This window comes from Arthrobacter sp. P1_B3 (assembly GCF_056406615.1).
In genome coordinates this window covers 68,860-86,925 of the sequence record NZ_JBFTZV010000004.1, presented here as the reverse complement: position 1 = coordinate 86,925, position 18,066 = coordinate 68,860, and the positions used below count along the sequence as shown (strand labels likewise).

Annotated in this window: 16 protein-coding genes; 5 read left to right on the top strand and 11 right to left on the bottom strand. The window is 66.5% G+C overall.

All coding sequences use genetic code 11. From position 1 onward, the window contains the following. Positions 1-55 precede the first annotated feature (55 nt). Positions 56-1,138 (top strand): acyltransferase family protein, encoded by a 1,083-nt coding sequence (locus tag AC1D2F_RS06060; RefSeq protein ID WP_229993147.1) that lies wholly within the window; start codon positions 56-58, stop codon positions 1,136-1,138. 58 nt (positions 1,139-1,196) lie between these two features. Here AC1D2F_RS06060 and AC1D2F_RS06055 read toward each other — a convergent pair whose 3' ends face one another. From AC1D2F_RS06055 to AC1D2F_RS06025, 7 genes are all read right to left on the bottom strand, one after another. Then, positions 1,197-2,090 (bottom strand): glycosyltransferase, encoded by an 894-nt coding sequence (locus AC1D2F_RS06055; RefSeq protein WP_229993146.1) that lies wholly within the window; start codon positions 2,088-2,090, stop codon positions 1,197-1,199. Positions 2,091-2,106: 16 nt separating this feature from the next. After that, entirely contained in the window at positions 2,107-3,201 is a 1,095-nt protein-coding gene (locus AC1D2F_RS06050; protein ID WP_229993145.1) for an NAD-dependent epimerase/dehydratase family protein, read from the bottom strand. A 24-nt stretch (positions 3,202-3,225) separates the two neighbouring features. Then, positions 3,226-4,113, bottom strand: coding sequence for a glycosyltransferase family 2 protein (locus AC1D2F_RS06045; protein WP_229993144.1), 888 nt, complete (start codon positions 4,111-4,113; stop codon positions 3,226-3,228). A gap of 1 nt (position 4,114) precedes the next feature. Further along, the gene (locus AC1D2F_RS06040; RefSeq protein WP_364745878.1) at positions 4,115-4,645 is read right to left on the bottom strand and encodes a DUF2304 domain-containing protein; all 531 of its coding nucleotides are present in this window, start codon (positions 4,643-4,645) and stop codon (positions 4,115-4,117) included. Between the two features lie 2 nt (positions 4,646-4,647). After that, positions 4,648-5,397 (bottom strand): glycosyltransferase family 2 protein, encoded by a 750-nt coding sequence (locus tag AC1D2F_RS06035; RefSeq protein WP_229994911.1) that lies wholly within the window; start codon positions 5,395-5,397, stop codon positions 4,648-4,650. Positions 5,398-5,474: 77 nt separating this feature from the next. After that, positions 5,475-6,401 carry a glycosyltransferase gene (locus AC1D2F_RS06030; RefSeq protein WP_229994912.1) on the bottom strand — a complete coding sequence of 309 codons (927 nt, stop codon included), beginning with the start codon at positions 6,399-6,401 and terminating at the stop codon, positions 5,475-5,477. Next, a complete protein-coding gene (locus tag AC1D2F_RS06025; RefSeq protein WP_229994913.1) occupies positions 6,388-7,623 on the bottom strand; it encodes a polysaccharide biosynthesis protein in 1,236 nt (411 codons plus the stop codon). The genes AC1D2F_RS06030 and AC1D2F_RS06025 overlap by 14 nt, the downstream gene beginning before the upstream one ends. Before the next feature lie 87 nt (positions 7,624-7,710). Here AC1D2F_RS06025 and AC1D2F_RS06020 point away from each other — a divergent pair, with 87 nt between their 5' ends. Beyond that, complete coding sequence (locus AC1D2F_RS06020; RefSeq protein WP_476966395.1) at positions 7,711-8,466, top strand: glycosyltransferase; 756 nt, start codon at positions 7,711-7,713, stop codon at positions 8,464-8,466. A 24-nt stretch (positions 8,467-8,490) separates the two neighbouring features. On the opposite strand, the gene AC1D2F_RS06015 is transcribed toward AC1D2F_RS06020, so the two are convergent. Next, positions 8,491-10,284: a GH25 family lysozyme gene (locus AC1D2F_RS06015; protein WP_476966394.1), complete on the bottom strand. Its 1,794-nt coding sequence runs from the start codon at positions 10,282-10,284 to the stop codon at positions 8,491-8,493. A 150-nt stretch (positions 10,285-10,434) separates the two neighbouring features. On the opposite strand from AC1D2F_RS06015, the gene rfbB reads away from it, so the two are divergent. Together rfbB and AC1D2F_RS06005 are read left to right on the top strand one after the other, a co-directional pair. Then, positions 10,435-11,433 carry a dTDP-glucose 4,6-dehydratase gene (gene rfbB / locus AC1D2F_RS06010; RefSeq protein WP_229994916.1) on the top strand — a complete coding sequence of 333 codons (999 nt, stop codon included), beginning with the start codon at positions 10,435-10,437 and terminating at the stop codon, positions 11,431-11,433. Positions 11,434-11,436: 3 nt separating this feature from the next. Continuing rightward, complete coding sequence (locus AC1D2F_RS06005) at positions 11,437-12,861, top strand: bifunctional dTDP-4-dehydrorhamnose 3,5-epimerase family protein/NAD(P)-dependent oxidoreductase (protein WP_364745888.1); 1,425 nt, start codon at positions 11,437-11,439, stop codon at positions 12,859-12,861. A 95-nt stretch (positions 12,862-12,956) separates the two neighbouring features. Here AC1D2F_RS06005 and AC1D2F_RS06000 read toward each other — a convergent pair whose 3' ends face one another. Both AC1D2F_RS06000 and AC1D2F_RS05995 read right to left on the bottom strand, forming a co-directional pair. Next, the gene (locus tag AC1D2F_RS06000; protein ID WP_476966393.1) at positions 12,957-14,618 is read right to left on the bottom strand and encodes a DUF2142 domain-containing protein; all 1,662 of its coding nucleotides are present in this window, start codon (positions 14,616-14,618) and stop codon (positions 12,957-12,959) included. Next, positions 14,615-15,682 carry a substrate-binding domain-containing protein gene (locus AC1D2F_RS05995; RefSeq protein ID WP_364745894.1) on the bottom strand — a complete coding sequence of 356 codons (1,068 nt, stop codon included), beginning with the start codon at positions 15,680-15,682 and terminating at the stop codon, positions 14,615-14,617. The genes AC1D2F_RS06000 and AC1D2F_RS05995 overlap by 4 nt, the downstream gene beginning before the upstream one ends. Before the next feature lie 247 nt (positions 15,683-15,929). On the opposite strand from AC1D2F_RS05995, the gene AC1D2F_RS05990 reads away from it, so the two are divergent. Then, positions 15,930-16,388, top strand: coding sequence for a GtrA family protein (locus tag AC1D2F_RS05990; RefSeq protein ID WP_364745896.1), 459 nt, complete (start codon positions 15,930-15,932; stop codon positions 16,386-16,388). Here AC1D2F_RS05990 and AC1D2F_RS05985 read toward each other — a convergent pair. Next, positions 16,385-17,941, bottom strand: a complete 1,557-nt coding sequence (locus tag AC1D2F_RS05985; protein WP_476966392.1) for a DUF2142 domain-containing protein — start codon at positions 17,939-17,941, stop codon at positions 16,385-16,387. The genes AC1D2F_RS05990 and AC1D2F_RS05985 overlap by 4 nt on opposite strands. Positions 17,942-18,066 lie beyond the last annotated feature (125 nt).

The window sequence follows — 18,066 nt, the reverse complement described above, 5'->3', positions numbered from 1 at the left end:
ATAACGGGTCTGGACTAAGTAACGGGTCTGGACTACGCAACGAAGGATACCGGGATTGAGCGCAGCTGTACTGACACCCAAAGCAAAGCCGGCTCCGGCAGTGGGGAGCCGGCTGGACCCGAGGAAGAACAGCCTGAACCTCATCCGGCTGATACTGGCGTTTTCGGTCCTGCTGGCGCATAGCTGGCACGTCGTCGGCGCCGGCAACGGCTGGGGGTTCCGCGGTGAAAACCTTGGCGGCTGGGCCGTGGCCGGATTCTTTGGCATCAGCGGTTACCTGATTACCGCCAGCCGCTTTGGCAGCGGGATCGGCCGGTACCTGGTTCATCGCGTCGCCCGCATCTTCCCGGCGTTTATCGTCTGCCTGATCGTCATGGCGTTCGTCTTCGCCCCGATTGCCTACGTGATCCAACACGGCTCGCTGCACGGTTTCCTGCAGACGGCCACCACACCCCTGAACTCCATCTTCGCGAACCTGTCCCTGCGGATTGTCAGCTATGACATTGCCGGCACCCCGGCAGGCGTGCCCTATCCGGGCGCCTGGAACGGCTCACTGTGGACGCTCTACTTTGAGTTCATGTGCTACCTGATGGTCGCCGTGATGGGGTTCATGCCCTTGGTCCGCAAGACCCCGTGGCCCGTGATTGCCGCGTTCATCGCCAGCGTGGTCCTCTGGGCCAATATCGGCGTCATCAAGCCCTACCTGCAGTCGAACCTGGATTTCGAGCTCGCCGCACGCCTGACCCCGTACTTCCTTGGCGGCGCCGTCGTGCAGGTTCTCAGCAGCAAGATCGGCATCCACAAGGTGGCCGGGCCGGTCTCGATCGTGCTGGCTGGCCTGTCGATCTTCTTCGTGGACGGCTTCGGCGGCCAGCTCGCCGCACCCTTTATTGCCTACGGGCTGCTCTGGATCTCCACCTGGCTTCCCCAGCCGGCCATTGTGGGCCGCCACGACATCTCCTACGGCGCCTACATCTATGCGTTTCCCGTCCAGCAGTTGCTGGCGGTCTTCGGGGCGTACCACTGGGGCGTGTGGTGGTTCACGGTGGCGGCCACGCTGTGCACAATCCCGCTGGCTGCGGCGAGTTGGTTCTTCGTGGAGCGCCCGATCATGCGGCGGGCCAAGAACGCGGGTTAGCGCCGCGGGCTACCGCCGGGGTCTCACGCCGGAGTCCCACTCTCCCGGCGCAGTACAGCTAGCGCCGCGCGCGCCGTCCCGAGACGCCACGGACGCCGTCGGCAACGCCGCGGAGGGCGTTCGCCAGCCGAATGCCGCGGCCGGGGGCCAGCAGCGTGACAATCGCCAGGTGGCGGTAGTCGGCCAGCAGTCCCTTGAGCGTCCACAGCGGGAAGCGCCGGCCATACTGGCGGGCGAGCAGGATCCGGTTCCTGAAGAGATAGTAGTAGCGCCAGTCGGCGGCCGTCCTGACCTTCAGCGGCCGGCCTCCGACGGACACGTCCCGGCCAAAGACGTTGGCTGCGGCCGGGCTGCCGAGGGCGTGATTGAGCGCGGCGTTCGGGGCCAGCACGGTGCGCAGTCCCTGGGTCTCGCACCGGAGGAAGAACTCGCTGTCCACGCCGTCGATGAACAGCGTGCCCTGGAAGAGGCCGAGCCGTTCAAGCACCGGCACGGGCACCAGGAGTCCTGACTGGATGGGCTCCCCTCCGAGCTGGATGCCGTTGAGGACCGGGCCGCGGCGCACGGGCAGGCCCCGGACCGAGGCCGGGGCGACCATGCCGACGGGGACGCCGGCTTCCGCGGCGGCCGCCGCGGCGTCCAGGAGCGCGTCGACGTAGCCGGCGTCCAGCAGCGAATCCTGGTCCATGGTCAGGACATAGTCGGGTTTCGTCTCCGCAGCCAGGGCCGCGGTGATTCCGGCGTTGAGCGCGGCCGCGATTCCGGAGTTCTCCGTGAGCCGCACTGCTTTGCAGCCCATGGACTCCAGTTCGGCCAGGATCCGTGCGGTGTCCTCGGGGCTGCCGTCGTCGACCACCACCACGGAGTCAACCTGGGCGAGCAGGGCAGCGGCGTTCGCCAGCACGCCGTCGTCGGGGTTAAACAGCGAAACGACGGCGGCAGTCTGAGGCACTGGGGGTCCGTCCGGGTCAGGCAGGCTGGACGTCGGGCTGGGCGTCGATCCAGTTGGCGAGGCGGTCGATGCCCTGGGCGAGGTTGTACTGCGGGGTCCACCCGAGCACGTCCTTCGCGGCCGAGATGTCCGCCCACGCGTGCCGGACGTCGCCCTGCCGGTACTGTCCGGTGACGTGCGGTTCGGGGGCGTTGTAGTGAGCCGCGATGAGTTTCGCCGCAGTGCCGATGGTCTGGAATTCACCGGATCCGATGTCCATGGGCTCGCCCTGGACCGTGGGGGAGACGGCGCCGGCGACTATCGCGGAGGCGACGTCGTCGATCAGGATGAAGTCGCGGCGCACTTCGCCGTCCTCGTACAGCGGAATCGACTTTCCGCCCATCGCCATGCGGCAGAACAGGCTCATGATGCCGGTGTAGGGGTTGATCAGCGACTGGCCGGGACCGTACACGTTCTGCAGCCGCAGGATGACGGTCTCGACGCCGTAGGACTTGGCCCAGGCCTGCAGGACGTGTTCCTGGGCCAGCTTGGTGGCGCCGTAGACGCTCACGGGGGCGGGGAACGTTGCGGAGGCCTTCATCGGCAGCGGGGTGGCGGCGGGGAAGTCCCACTGGGCCTGGTCCAGGGTGGCGCTGGTGCGCTGGCCCGGGTAGAAAGGCTTGCCGTCGCTGTCGCTCCAGGCGCCCTCACCGTACACGGCGCGGCTGGAGGACAGGACGATCCTGCGCGGGAGCTTGCCGTGGCGGTTGAGCCCGTCCAGGAGCTGGGACGTGCCCACCACGTTGACGTGCGTGTGCCGGGTGGACTCTTCAAGCGACTGGCCCGTTCCGGTCTCCGCGGCCAGGTGGATGACGACGTCGGGGGAGTGCTGCGCCAGGACCGTGTCCCAGGTCTGGGCCTCGGCGACGTCGGCGACGATCAGTTCCGCCCGCCCGTCCAGCTCCGCCGGACGCTCGCCCGTGGCATGGATCTGCGGGTGGAGGCTGTCCACCACGACGACCCGGTCGAACGCGTCAGCGAGGGACGCGGAAATGGCGCAGCCGATGAAACCGGCGCCGCCGGTGACAAGGACAGTTCCGCCGGGGCGTGCGGAGGTTTCAGAAGAAGTCACAGCGGACCTTTCGTTGCGGGGCGTTTACTTGCCGAAGGAATGGCGCACGAGTGCGCTGACGGCTGTGGAGTTGCGGTCCAGGACGGCCTGCGGAAGCAGGGAGAGCGCGTGCGCCCGGGACGTAAGCCTCAGATTTGCGGCGCGCTTTGCCCGGCGCCAGCCGAGCGCGTCGGCCTGCGCCGCGGACAGGGCGAAGTATTCGCGTTCACCGGCGAACCGTGAACCGTCAACGAGCTTGGTTGAGGAGGCGCTGTTGGAGTGCCGGCGGTACTGGAAGCACACCGTGGGCTCGATMAGCAGCTGGTCGCCCTTGTAGATCATGTCCATGATGAGGGCGAGGTCCTGGATGATCGGGAACCCGTCCCGGAAATCCACTTCGCGGATCTTGTCGGTCCGGAAGGCCAGGGAGGGCCAGTACAGCCAGTCCCCGTGCATCAGATTGCTGGCGATGGCCTCGCCGGCGATGAGCTGCTTGCCGCGGCCGCGCGGCCGGACGATCTTCTGCTTGACGGAGTCCGCGAGCGTGGCCACCACCTGGCTTCGTTCGTCGATGACCTGCACCCCCGGCTGGATGATCGCTGCGTCGGGGAAGCGCCGGTGAGCGGCAAGAATCACGTCAACGTAGTTCGGCAGCAGGACGTCGTCGCAGCCCAGTATGACCATGACTTCCTGGCTGGCCATCCCCACACACGTGCGGTAGTTCTCCGTGATGCCCGCGTTGACGTCCTTGCGGATGTAGCGGACACGGGCGTCCTGGATCCCGGCCATGTACTCGGAAATTTCCGTTCCGGGGTAGGCGTCGTCAACCACAGTCAGGAGCCAATCGCCGTTTTCCTGGGCCAGGACACTGCGGACCGTTTCCTTCATATAGCCGGGGTCGCCCCAGTAAGGAATGAAAATATCGAGGGGCATCTTAGGAATCCGAGCTGTCAGCGGGGCGGTCGGTGGTGTGCATGCCGGCGGGTGCGGCCGCCCCTGGAAGGGGATTCAGGTGGGAATCAGGGAGGGGATTCGGGCGGGAATCAGGGAGGTGACTCGGGTGGGGGGCCGGAAGGGGAGTCGCGACCGGATCGGGGCGGGCCGTGTCCAGCGCAGACAGGTGGCGGTGCTGCTCCAGGGACTCGAGCTGGGTGCGCAGGATGGCCACCTCCTCTGCCAGGGTCCTGGTTTCGTCCTCCACGACGGAGATTTCCCACGACAGGTGCAGGCAGACGCCCAGCAGCATGAGGATGCTCATGGCAAACAGCAGGTTGGACGGGATCTGGACACCGACATATTCGGCGACGATGTTCAGCAGCCGGGGGAAGGCCGCGAGTACCAGGGTGGCGACGCCGACGATCAGCCAGAGGACGGCGTACTTCTCCCGGAGCTTTTTGCGCCGGAGCATTTCGATGACCAGGGCAACGATGGCGAGCGCCAGCAGGAAGGCGGCGATATTTCCCATCCCTAGGCTCCTGCCGGTTCAGCGGCCACGGTGGCCAGTCGTGTGGGTTTCCGGGTGAGGGCGAAGAGCAGGGCGAACACGGACCTTCCGAGGTAGATGGCGGCCTTGACGGGGTTGTGGCTGGGCTTCCCGCCCTGGCGTGCCCGCATCTCCACGGGTACCTGGGTGACCGTGCAGCCTGAGCGGATGGCCACGACGAGGGAGTCGATCGTGTCGCCCAGGTATTCGGCGGGGTAGTGGTCGAGGTACTGGGCGACGGCGCGCTCGTTGGCGGCCCGGAAGCCGCTGGTGACGTCCGTCAGGCGTGTCTTGGCCAGGCCCGAAATGACTTTGGCCAACAGTTGCATGGCCCACTTGCGGGGGCCGGTGACCCTGTATTCGCCGCGGTCGGCGAAGCGGGCGCCGATCGAGATATCCGCGTGCTGAAGGCCCGCGAGGACTTCGTCGATGTTCCGGGGATCGTGCTGGCCGTCGGAGTCCACCTGGATTACCTGGACGTAGCCGAGACGTTGGGCGTACTTGAAGCCGGCCCGCATGGCGCCGCCGACGCCGAGGTTGAAGGGCAGGTTCAGGACGGTCGCGCCGGCCGCTGCTGCCTCGTCCGCCGTCGAGTCCGTGGAGCCGTCGTTGACGACCAGCACGTCGTAGCGGGCATTGGTGCGGAGGACTTCACGCACGGTGCTGCCAACTACGGCGCCTTCGTTCCAGGCAGGCATGATCACCAGGACGCGCGGGGAGGGTTGGGCTTTCATATCGTCCAAACTATATCAATTCAGTGCAGGGTCCTCGCTGGCGCGGGCCGCCCGGGCGGCGTCGGGCGCCCCCGGCGTCAGCGCAGGCGCCGCTCGAGCTCCGCCGGAATGCGCCCCGTGGAGCCCCGGAAAGCGTCCGCGAACCCCGCGGCGGCGGCGCGCAGGAGCTTGCCGCGGCCGGGACTGAAGGTAAAGCGAAGGACGTGGGCCTTCGTCTCTTCAACGAGGCGGCGCAGCACCCAGCCCGGATATTTACGCAGGTAGCGAAGGGTCAGCAGCGTCCCGTTCCGGCAGATGTAGTAGACCCGGCTCGGGGAATGGTAATTGTAGGAAATTTCCCGGCCCAGCACCTTCAACGGCCGGCCGAAGAGCCGGCCGGGTTCGCGCTGCCCCAGGTCGTGGGCGATGTCACAGCCTTCGCCCACCAGTACGGCGAGCCCGGCCGCACGCGTGCGCATGGTGAATTCGGAGTCGACGCCGTCGATGAACAGGGCCTCCTCGAAGGGGCCCATCCTGGCGACCGTGGAGCGCGGGATGAGGAAACCGGACTGCATCGGATCGAAGGCGTGAACGAATGGGCCGTCGGCGTGCAGCACGGGGATCGGGTGTCCGCTGTATGAGGCGGCCGTCACGAATCCGACGCCGACACCGGCGGCACTGGCTTGCGCGTAGGTGGCCAGGCCCCGCCGGACGTACTCGCCGGTGGGACGGGAGTCCTGGTCCAGTGTCAGGAAGAAGTCCGGGTTCCAGTGTGCCCGCGCCGCCGCCACGCCGGCATTCAGCGCGGCCGCGATCCCGGAATTCTGCTGCTGACGGACCACCAGGGCGCCGGCCTCGGCGAGGGCCGCCAGTACGGCTTCGGACCCGGCGGGCGATCCGTCGTCCACGACGACGACGTGGCCCACCTGCTGCTGGAGGGCCCGCACCGTGTCGGTCAGGGATGGGTCCGGGCGGTAGGCGGCGACGACGGCGGCGACGGTCGGGGATGGATCATTCGGCGTCAACGGTTTCCTTGCTTTCTGTGGCGAGCAGTTTCGACCCCGGGATCAGCAAGGTCACGAACAGGATGGCTTCGCTGAGGGCCATGCCCAGGGCGATGCCCGGGGCATTCCCCATGGACCCGGCATAGATCATGGCCGCGACCCCGAACACGGCCGAAATCAGCGTCCAGCGAAGCACAAGGCCCTGTTGGCCGGCCGGGATGAGCAGATTGCGGATGAACGGGGTGCTGGCGCTCAGGAAGAGGAAGGCGAGCCCGTAGTAAAGGCACAACTGGGTGGTGGCCTGGGCCTGCCCGGCAAAAAGGAGGCTGCTGACAAACGGTCCGGCGACCGTCAGGACGGCCGCGCCTATCACGCCGAGCCCGATATGGGACCAAATGGCCGCCAGGTGGCGCTTCTTGCGGCCGGACGCTCCGTGTTCCAGGGTCCAGCCCTGGAAGGCGTTGCCGAGGGCCACCACGGTGAACAGGCCGAAGCGGTACAGCGTGTCCGCCGTCGCCAGGCTGCCCGATGCCGCCGGCGCGGTGGTGGCGGTCGCAATCGGGGCGGGCGTGGAGGCATAGGCATTGCCGGCAAGGCTGATGCCCGCCGTCCGGCCCTGGGCCCCCAGTTCGCGGACGGCGCCGCGGAGATCGCGGGGCCACCAGTTTCCTCCGGGGGAGTAGGTCCGGTGAAACACGATGAGGGAGGCCAGGGTCGTTGCTGCCAGCAGGCCCGTGTAGTACCACATTTGGTGGCTGATCAGCAGTACGGGGACCGCCAGCGCGGTGGCGACAAAGCGGGGGACGGTGTCGTAGACGGCCAGCAGCCGGGGCTGGCCCAGGCCGATGCAGAACCACGACGGCGACATCCCGGCGATGGCGACCGCGCAGGTCATGGCCACGGCTTCCCACCGGAACGCGGGAACGGCCACGATCGCGGCGACAGCTGCGGCGGCGGGCAGGGTCAGGACCAGCAGGATGAGCCTGGTCCGGATGCTGCGCAGGTAGACGCCGGCCCGGTCCGAACTGCTGGCTGCCCGGGCGACGGCGACCGGCCCGTCCACGTTCCAGCCCCACATCARCACGGTGGCGGCAAAGGTGCCGATCGCCTGCCCGGAGATGACGCTGGAGATTCCTTCGCCGCCGACGAAGCCCGAGATGACGGGGATGAGGAGGAGCGGAGTGATCAAGGACAGCAGGGGCAAAATGGTGAACCCTGAAAGGCGCAGCAGTACGGTTCTCATTCGAGCCGGAATCCTTGTTTCTTAGACATCGTCCCTCGATCCTACGGGATGCCAAGGCGCTGCCCGCGGTCCCCTAGGATGGTGCAGATGAACGATCAGAACCGGTTGCCCGACGTTCCGCTCCGGGCCAGCATCTGCATGGCAACGTACAACGGCGCGGAGTTCGTGGCGGAGCAGCTCGCCTCGATCCTGGCCCAGCTGGGCCCGGACGACGAGATCGTGATCGTGGACGATGCTTCAAAAGATGACACGGTGGCGCGGATCAGGGAGCACGGCGACCCCCGGATCCGCCTGATCGAGGCCGCCGCCAACCAGGGGTACGTCCGCTCCTTTGAGCAGGCCGTGCGGGCCAGCCGCGGCGCCGCGATCTTCCTGGCGGACCAGGATGATGTCTGGATCGAGGGACGGCTGGACGCCATGCTGGACGAACTGGCGACGCACGCCGTCGTGGCCAGCAACTTCGATGTGCTCGGCGGCGGTGACCGTCCCCGGATTCCCCGGCTCCGCGCGGCCGACAGCGGCCGCCACCGGGCCAATCTCTGGGGCATCCTGGTGGGCTACCGCGCGTACTACGGCTGCGGGATGGCCTTCCGCCGTGAAGTCCTCGGCAGCTTCGTCCCGGTGCCCGCGTACCTGCGCGAGTCCCACGACCTCTGGCTGGCGATCCTGGGCAACACGGCCGGCTCGATCCGCCACCTGGACGCCTCGACCCTGCTGCGAAGGCTGCACGAGAGCAATGCCACCCCGCGCGGCTGGCGTTCGCTCCGCGTAATCCTGGCCGCCCGGGTGGTCCTACTGCGCCTCATGATCGAGGCCCGCCGGAGGCTCCGCGCGGCGTCCTGAGCGGGAAACGCCCATCCGCTGTTCCTAGAAGTAGGAGATGTCCACCGTCCGTTTGGCGAGGCTGTTGGTCAGCTGCCAGTTGTTGCCGCGCACAATGCCGACGGTGGTCAGCCGGTCCCCGTTCCAGTCGCCGGTGATGGGTCGGTCGGTGCCGATCCCGAAGGCGATGAAGTTGGACACAACCGGGGACTTGATGCGGTTGCTGAGCCACCACTCGCCCTTGCGCCACACGCCGATGCTGGTCCTTCCGTCGCCGTCCCAGTCGCCGACGATCGGCGTATCGGAGGGAATCCCGAAGCCGCTGTACTCATTGACCACCGGATTGCTGACGTTGTAGCTGACCTGGAAGCTGGAATTGCGCCAGATGCCGATCCCGTCGCGGCCGGAGCCGTTCCAATCGCCAACGATTGGGGTGTCGGATCCGACGCCGAAGCCGACGACCTTCGTGATGGCCCTGGTGTTGATGTCGTCCACGAGCCACCACATGCCGTTCCGGAAGATGCCGATCCCGGCCCGGCCGTTACCGTTCCAGTCTCCGACGACGGGTTTGTCGCCCGGGCTTCCGTAACCGAAGCAGCGCCGCGGGGCCGAGGGCATCTGCAGGCACCAGTATCCGTCCTTGAACCAGCCGGTGTAGGACTTGCCGTCGCCTGCCCATTTGCCGCTGAGCAGGGTGGCGCCGGGAATGAGGCCGATTGGGTAGGTGTCAGGCGTGGAAGCGAGTTTCCGCAGCTGGTCCATCGAGCCGTTGAAGACGTTCTGGTCGCCGGGGAACGTGGCCCTGACGGTCTGGGACGCGTCCGCAAAGGCGTTGGCGTACTGCCAGACCGTGTAGGTGGGCCAACCGCCGGGCACGGACGGTCCGTTGGTGTAGTAGGAGGCCAGCCACAGCGGGTTGACCTTGCTGAATTCGCTGGTGTTGCCCAGGCAGTCGCGCCAGAAGTAGTAGCTGGTGTAGATCATGGCCTGTTTGTTGGTCATCCGGTACACGGTCCGGGTGAAGTCCCTGACCCAGGTGGCCAGCTGCCCGGGCGTGGCACCGTAGCAGCGGTTGAGGCCGGCGTAGGGGTTGTCCTCGATGTCGAGGACCGGGGGCATCGTGACGCCGTCCGGGGACCAGCCGCCGCCGTTGTTGACGAAGAACCGGGCCTGGGCGGCGCCGTCGGAGACATCGGGGCGGCCAAAATGGTAGGCGCCGCGGAGCAGGCCGACGGAACGCGCACCGGTGTACTGCGCCCCGAATTCGCTGTTCCGGAAGGTGGTGCCCTCCGTGGCCTTGACGTACGCGAAGCGGGCGCCGTTGGCGCGCACGGAAGACCAGTTGACGGTGCCTTGCCAGCCGCTGACGTCCAGGCCCAGAGGCTGCCCGCGCGTGGCGAAGGGCTGCTCTGCCACCCAGGGCTCGGTGGCCTGGGCCACCGGGACCTGCTGCGTCGTGGCCATGGCGGCGGAGGTCGAGGCCGGATTGAGGCCGGCCCGGCCCATTCTCGCCTGGCCCTGTTCCGGCGCGGACTCCGGCGCGATGGCGGCCTGCACACGGGCTGACGGGGTCGCCGTTGCCGGCGCCGCCGTGGTCGCCGGGGTGCTGGCCGGCGCGGTTGCCTTTATCGGGGCGGCGCTGGTAGCCGCCGTCGCCGTCGGTTTGGGTGTCGCCGCAGCCGCCGATGCGGTGGGCGCAGGGGCCTTGGTGGTGACAGCGGGAGAGGGGCTGGGCGCCGGTGCCGCAGCGGCAGGACTGGCCCAGGTCAGCGCCAGCGCGAGAGGAAGGCAGAGTGCAGCGGCGGTCCGTAGTTTGTGGATTTTGATAGTCTTCACCATTACTCCGGAGGATCTGGACAGAGGCCAGGATCACCCCCGTATGTGCGTAAAGAGTACCCAATTGCCATCACTGTTACTACTGTGGCCAGTGTTGCGGCTGGTGTGCCGCCCCCGGCGAGGGAGAAATTAGGCAGCCGGTAAGCTGGCCTAATGCAGAAACTCCTCGTCACCGGCGGTGCCGGATTCATCGGTTCCAATTTTGTCCACTACGTACTGGAGAACACAGACCACCACGTCACTGTCCTCGACAAGCTCACCTACGCGGGCAATATAGAGTCGCTGGCGGACCTGCCTGCAGACCGCTTTACGCTGGTGCAGGGCGACATCTGCGACGCCGCTGTGGTTGAGAGCCTGGTTGCCGCAACGGATGTGGTGGTCCACTACGCGGCGGAATCCCACAACGACAACTCGCTGCACGATCCGCGACCGTTCCTGGACACGAACATCATCGGGACGTACACCCTGATCGAGGCCGCGCGGAAGCACAACAAGCGGTTCCACCACATCTCCACCGACGAGGTTTACGGCGACCTCGAGCTCGATGACCCGGAACGGTTCACCGAGAGCACACCGTACAACCCCTCCAGCCCGTATTCCTCCACCAAGGCGGGCTCGGACCTCCTGGTCCGCGCCTGGGTGCGGTCCTTTGGCCTGCAGGCGACCATCAGCAACTGCTCGAACAACTACGGCCCGTACCAGCACGTGGAGAAGTTCATCCCGCGCCAGATCACCAACGTGATCGACGGCATCCGCCCCAAGCTGTATGGCAAGGGCGAGAACGTCCGGGACTGGATCCACGCCAATGACCACTCGTCCGCCGTCCTGGCGATCATCGCCAAGGGCCGGATCGGGGAGACCTACCTGATCGGCGCCGACGGCGAGAAGAACAACAAGGACGTCGTCGAACTGATCCTCAAGCACATGGGCCAGGCGCCGGACGCCTACGACCACGTGGTGGACCGGCCCGGGCACGACATGCGGTACGCGATCGACTCCGCCAAGCTTCGCGACGAACTCGGCTGGGAGCCGCAGTTCTCCAACTTCGAGGCCGGCATTGAAGACACCATCGCCTGGTACCGGAACAACGAGGACTGGTGGCGTCCGCAGAAGGCCGCGACGGAAGCCAAGTACAAGGAACAGGGCCAGTAGATAATGACGATCGAGTTCTCGAAGAAGCTCACAGCGCACGAAACCCCGATTCCCGGCGTCGTCCTCTACGACCTTCCGGTCCACGGCGACAACCGGGGCTGGTTCAAGGAGAACTGGCAGCGGGAAAAGATGGTGGCGCTCGGCCTGCCCGACTTCCATCCGGTGCAGAACAACATCTCGTTCAACGAATCGGCCGGCACCACGCGCGGCATCCATGCCGAGCCGTGGGACAAGTTCATCTCCGTGGCCACCGGCAGGATTTTCGGCGCCTGGGTGGACCTGCGCGAAGGCCCGACGTTCGGCGCCGTGTTCACCGCCGAGATGGATCCCAGCCAGGCCATCTTCATTCCCCGCGGGGTGGGGAACGCCTTCCAGACGCTGGAGGACAACACCGCCTACACCTACCTCGTCAACGACCACTGGTCCGCCGACGCGCAGGGCCAGTACACGTTCCTGAACCTCGCCGACGAGACGGCGGCCATCAGCTGGCCGGTGCCGCTGGGCCAGGCGGAGCTCTCGGACAAGGACAAGGCGCACCCGCGCCTGGCTGACGTCACCCCGATGCCGCCGAAAAAGGTCCTCGTGGTGGGCGCCAACGGCCAGCTCGGCAAGGCCCTGCGCCAACAGTACGACGGCGACACGTCCGTTGAGTTTGCCGGCCGGGACGAGTTGGACCTCGGCAGCGAGGACGCCTTCGCCGGACGCAACTGGAAGAACTACTCGGCCATCATCAACGCCGCGGCCTACACTGCGGTGGATGCTGCCGAGTCGGCCGAGGGCCGTGCCGCCGCCTGGGCGGTCAACGTCACCGCCGTGGCCCGGCTGGCCCGCACCGCCGTCGAGCACGACCTCACACTGGTGCACGTGTCCTCGGACTATGTGTTCGACGGCGCCCGCGCCACGCACGATGAATCGGAGCCGGTGGCGCCCCTGGGCGTCTACGGCCAGACCAAAGCCGCGGGCGACGCCGTCGTCAGCGTGGTGCCCCGGCACTACATCGTGCGCACCAGCTGGGTGATCGGCGAGGGCAACAACTTCGTCCGGACCATGGCCTCGCTCGCGGGGCGCGGCATTGAACCGTCGGTTGTCGACGACCAGATCGGGCGGCTGAGCTTCACGGAAGACATTGCCGCCGGCATCCGGCACCTGCTGGAATCGGGCGCCGCTTACGGTGTCTACAACCTCAGCAGCGACGGCGAGCCGCAGTCCTGGGCGGACATCGCCGGGGACGTCTACGAGCTCGCCGGCAAGCCGCGGGAGGCCGTGACCGGCGTGAGCACGGAGGAGTACTTCAAGGGCAAGGCCGTCTCGCCGCGCCCGTTGAACAGCGCCCTCGAGCTGGCGAAGATCAAGGCCACCGGGTTTGTCCCGCCGCTGTCCTCCGAACGGCTCAAGCAGTACATGGGGGCATCGGTTTCCCAGCACTGAGGATTGGCAAAAAAGACCCGTTCACGCGCTTCGCGTGGATGGGTCTTTTTTGGTGCTGGCCTGGTGTTGTTTTGTGCAGGCCGGGGGAGTGCGGTTCAGTTGGCCGCCGTGGCGGCAGCGGGACGCTTGCCGGAGCGCTTCCTCCTGAGCCATGGCCCCTTCGGGAGCAGGGCATGGCCCGGGAAAAGGTAGCCGAAGAGTTTGGACGCACACAGCAGCACCGCGGCAGCGAAGGCCAGGGTGAGGACCTCCCAGGTCAGCGGCGGCTGCCAGCCAGGCACGGTGAACATCGTCTGCCAGTTGGCCGTTTCCTGGAGTCCGACGACGTAGCGCCGGAGCACGTTCACGAACGCGTAGGTCTGCGCGATGCAGCCGGCCAGCAGCAGGATCCGGGCGATCGTTCGGCTCTGCGGGCTCCGTCCGAACGGCCGGAACCGCATGGCAAGCCCCGCCGAGATGATCGCGATGGTGAACAGCGGCAGGCTGTACCGGCCCTGCCAGATGAAGCCGGCGGTGTTGATGAGGGCGGCCTGCACCACGGCTGGGACCACCGCCAGCAACGCGACCGCGACCCAGAACGCGGCCTGCAGCCGGTAGGGCCGGACCAGCAACACCGTGAGGATGAGGCCGAACAGCAACATGTTCCAGAACATGTGGACGGCCTGCGGAACGGGGGCATCCAGCCACCCCGCGACGCCGATGTACTGGCCGGCAAAGTCAAAGGACTTGTCCATCATGGTCAGGAACGCGTTGTAGGGGCGCACCTCGCCTTGGACGTTCGAAATCCCGGCCGGGGCTTCACCGGCGGAGGCCGGCGCCCTGAACATGAGGAAGTTCCACGCCACGCCCAGGACGATTCCCACGGTGGTCAGCGCGGTCACCGCCAGCACCACCCGGTTCCTGAAGATGGCGGCGATGTCCGCGCGCCGGAAGAAGAGGCAGGCAACGATTGCGCCGCAGAGCAGCCACAGGAGGGACACGTTCCGGGTGTTGGCGAGTGCCGCGGCCGCGATGCCGACGGTCAGGATGGCCGGGCGTGCCCGGTCAAGGTGCCGCGAATTCTCCAGCACGGACACCAGCCCGCAGAAGGCGGCCATGGACGCAGCGATTTCCAGCGAGTTGGGGTTGATGCCGCTGGCTAGGAACAGGACCATCGGCGTCGTCCCAATCGTCGCCGCGACGAGCGGCCACTTGGGGTGCCGCAGGCGGGATAAGGCGGTAAAGCCGGCGGCGTAGAAGGCGGCGGACAGCAGGCCGCTGACGATCCGCATGGCGAATATCGCCGGCGCACCGGACATGAAGAGGCTGGGCAGCCCGACGAGCCAGTAGTAGAAGGGGTTGTAGAGCCCGGCCGATGTCACACCGATGGTGAGGTCGTTGTCATCGAGGGGGATCGCCGGGGCGCAGCCTGCCGGTTTCGTCACCTGGAAGGGGAAGCACATCTGTGACTGCACGTTGGCGATGTAGGACGGAACCTGCACGTGGACTCCGTGGCCGTAGGATTCGCCGGGGCCCGGGAAGAACTGCCCCCGGGCGACAGCGGCCGCCTTGATGGTGTGCGAGGGTTCGTCCGGATAGGCCATGAGCGGTGTGGCCAGGATCCACAGGGTGATAAGGATCGAGAGGAGGCCGAAGACGGGAAGGAAGATGCCCATGCCGCTGCGGGTGGCCGGTGACAGTGCGAACCGCCGCGCCTTTCCGGTGCCCGGCGCGGAGCCTGCAGGGGAGGGCTGTTCCGCCTCGGTTGCGTGGATCACTGTGCGTCCCCGATCGTGTCAATCAGTTTCTTGGACTCCCGCATGGCAGCTTCGCTGGGTGAGGCGACATTGGCGAAGTACGCTGACGTGACCTGGCCGTCGGGACTGAGGACGAATTCCCCCCAGGACTTCACGAGGGTGCTGAGTTGGTGGTTCGAATACTCGCTGCAGAACGCCTGGTAGCCGACGACGCCGAGGGCGTAGCCTTGCTCGCTTGTCTCGGGCAGCGCGAATTCCACCCCGGTGGGCAGGGTCCGGGTGCTGCCCTCTTGGGCGGCTGTAGCGGCCGAGTCCTTGGACATGCGCACGTAACCGCCGCCGAAGGAGAGCAGCGCGGTTTCAAAGCGGCTGCCGATCGAGCCGAGGTCCATGAAGGCGATGCCGCCCGGGGTCTTGTCGACCTTGTCGGCAAGGTCGGAGTGTTTCTTGACCGTGACGGCGTTATCGTTCTCGGTCTTCGGCCACGTGGCGGACACTCCCGAGGTCCACGCGGCGTCGGCGCTGAGGTACTTTGTGGCCGCCTCGGTTTCCACGCTGGGCTCCGTGGCCATGATGGGGGCGATGTCGTCGGAGGGCAGGGCGGTCCCGGGGTTGATGTCCGCGATTTCAGGCGCGTCCCAGCGCGTGATGGAGCCGGAGAAGATGCCGGCGAGGACTTCGCGGCTGAGCTTTACGTTGCGAAGGCTCGGGTTGTTGAGGGCCACTCCGATGGAGGTCACGGAAACGGGAACGGAAAAAGCCCCGGCCGGTCCGCACACGTCCTTGGTCTGGTTCTGCTGTTCCGGGCTGAGGGGGCCGTCGAGGGCTGCGAAGTAGGCCTGGCGCGTGGCCAGGGCCGTCAGTCCGACGTTGGATCCGTCCGGGGAGTAGTTCAGCGATGTGGCGGTGAGATCTTTGCTCCAGGCGTTGCTCCAGGCACCGATCGGGTCCTTCTGCACGGGTGTGCCGATCGCCGTGAGTGATCCCCGGACCTCGCTGACGGGCGCGCCGCTGGAGCAACCGGTAACTCCGATTCCTAACAGCAGAATGCAGGCGAGAGCTCCGCCCGTGGACCGATTGCGCAAAAGAAAATCCCTTCCTGTTCCGGAATGCCTCCGAAAACCGTTCCCTATTACCCTAACCGGTCCCGCCGTGTCGAGGGGTTTTCAGATCAGGCCGCCGGGCAGTCCACAGGGCCGGGCAGTCCACAGGGTGGGCGGTGCTGGTCTAGACTTGCCGGATGTCCTTGCTAAACACGATGCCCGGACATATCAACGATTACAGGCGGTTTGTTCGGATCATGGGGATAGGACTGTGAGCCTGGCTCACCGCATGAAGACCATTGTGCGCGACGGCTACTTGGTTAAGTTCCTCGTGGTGGGAGGGCTTTCCTTCGCCATCGACCTCGGACTCCTGGCTCTCCTCCATGAGGTGGGCGGCGTCGATCTGTGGATCGCCACCCCGATCGCCTTCCTCACCAGCCTGGTTTTCAACTTCTTTGTCCAGAAGAATTTCACCTTCCAGTCCGGCGCCCGGGCACACGTCAGCTTCCTTAAATACGGTGCCCTCGTGGTGTTCAACGTCGTGGCTACAGACGTGATCGTCAACGTTATCGCAGATGCCGGCCAGTCCTATGCGCTCGGCAAGGTGATTTCCACCGTCGTCACGACAGTGTGGAACTTCCTGCTCTACAAGCACTGGATCTTCAAGGCCGCGCCGGCGCACGAGGGCGACACCGTCGACCTGGATGCCTCCGCCACTCCTGCCGGCGGTACCCACCACCGCAACTAGCGCAGGCTTGGCTCGGACTTCAACGGTTCCTCGAGCCGGGCCTGCCTGGGGGACAGCTGACGGTAGAGCAGGACTCCCGCCAGCGAGGTCACTGCCAAATAGGCCAGGGTCAGCGGGAGCCAGCCCAGCGGGGGCTCCCACTTGGCCGCGCCGAACATGTCGCCCCAGTTGGCCTCAGTGAAGATTCCGACACCGTACCTGCGCAGGGCGTTGGCGAAAACTGCGGTGTGCGCGGCCGCGGTGATCCCGATCGCCCATTTCGCGATTCTCGTGGCGAAGAGCGAATCCGGAAACGGGTGGAAGCGGAGGGCGAGTCCCGCGGCCAGCAGCATCGGGACTACCACGGGCAGAAGATACCTGCCCTGCCAGATGTAGCCCAGCTCCGAGACCACCTGCGCCTGGAGAATTGGCGGGATGGCGATGGTTGCGGCGAACAGCACGATGAATCCCAGCCGGGGTCGCCATTGTTTGATGGACACCGCTGCGACCATAAGTGCTCCGGTGAGGCAGGCCCACCAATAGAAGACGCCGGTGGGGCCGTTGGTGTCCAGCCATCCGAGCTGGGCCACGTAGGAGGCCGCGATCTCGAAGGTCCGGTCCAGCATGGTTCCGAATGCCTGCTCGGGAGTGGTGGTGCTCGGTGTTCCGAGCAAGCTGGCGAGAGTGTTGGAAGTCTTGAGCCAGAGGAGCCCGCAGGCTGTTGCGAGCGCTATCAGGCCCGTCATGGCGAGGACCAGCTTGTCCTTGAGCAACAGAAGCAGGTCCCGGAGCGGGACCATGAGCAGGGCGGCAATGACCGCCAGAGCAAGCCACAGCAGTGACAGGGCGCGCGTGTTGGCCAGGACGGCGGCGGAGACCCCAACAACAATGATGTTGAACCGGAACCTGGACAGGTCCCGCGCATTTTCAAGGACCAGGCAAAGGTTGACGAACACCGCGGACGTGGTGACGATCTCCAGCGCATTCGGGTTGATCGCCCCGCTGAGGTAGAGAACCATCGGGGTAATGGCGATCCCGGCCGCCACCACGGGCCAGCGGCGGTTGGCGAACTGCGTTGTCGCGAAGAGCGTGGCGGCCAGGAACAGCGAGCACAACAGGCCGCTGAGGATCCGCATGGCATAGATGGCCGGTTCGCCGCTCAGGATCCTGGAGGGCAGGCCCGCCACGAGGTAGTAGAGCGGGTTGTAGTTGCCGGCTGATGTCCCGCCGGGCGTCGGCTGCCGCTCGGCGGCGTCTAGCCCGGGTGAACAATCGGCGGTGACGTTTACCTTGAACGCGAAACAGGTCAGCGATCCGGTGTCGGCGATGTACTTGGGCACCACGACAAGCAGTTGTTCGCCCTGGTTCTGGCCCGACGTTCCCAGGAACTGCCCCCGTGCCACTGCGGCGGCCTTGACGGTGTGGGCCGGTTCGTCGGGGTAGGACATCAGGGGCGAAGCGAGGCTCCACAGGGTGCTGAAGAGGGACAGGAGCAGGAAGATGGCGCCGAAGCGCAGGACCGGTGCGGGGATCTTCGTCTGCGTGGGCCTCTTTTCCGTGGGCTCACTTTGCATGGGCTCAGTCCTGCGGGGCCGCAGCGCTCTGCGCAAGGGAAGGCTCATGGGTTCAGTGCACCATTTCGGTATGAGAGACGCGTCCTGCGCCGTTGGAGCGCCAAGGCGGAATGCTGCCCATGAAG

Excerpts from the sequence above, each read along its gene's own strand:
- AC1D2F_RS05990 (WP_364745896.1), top strand. The coding sequence starts at position 15,930 with ATGAAGACCATTGTGCGCGACGGCTACTTGGTTAAGTTCCTCGTGGTG.
- AC1D2F_RS06040 (WP_364745878.1), bottom strand. The coding sequence starts at position 4,645 with ATGGGAAATATCGCCGCCTTCCTGCTGGCGCTCGCCATCGTTGCCCTG.
- AC1D2F_RS06015 (WP_476966394.1), bottom strand. The coding sequence starts at position 10,284 with ATGGTGAAGACTATCAAAATCCACAAACTACGGACCGCCGCTGCACTC.
- AC1D2F_RS06005 (WP_364745888.1), top strand. The coding sequence starts at position 11,437 with ATGACGATCGAGTTCTCGAAGAAGCTCACAGCGCACGAAACCCCGATT.
- rfbB (WP_229994916.1), top strand. The coding sequence starts at position 10,435 with ATGCAGAAACTCCTCGTCACCGGCGGTGCCGGATTCATCGGTTCCAAT.
- AC1D2F_RS06035 (WP_229994911.1), bottom strand. The coding sequence starts at position 5,397 with ATGAAAGCCCAACCCTCCCCGCGCGTCCTGGTGATCATGCCTGCCTGG.
- AC1D2F_RS06020 (WP_476966395.1), top strand. The coding sequence starts at position 7,711 with ATGAACGATCAGAACCGGTTGCCCGACGTTCCGCTCCGGGCCAGCATC.
- AC1D2F_RS05985 (WP_476966392.1), bottom strand. The coding sequence starts at position 17,941 with ATGCAAAGTGAGCCCACGGAAAAGAGGCCCACGCAGACGAAGATCCCC.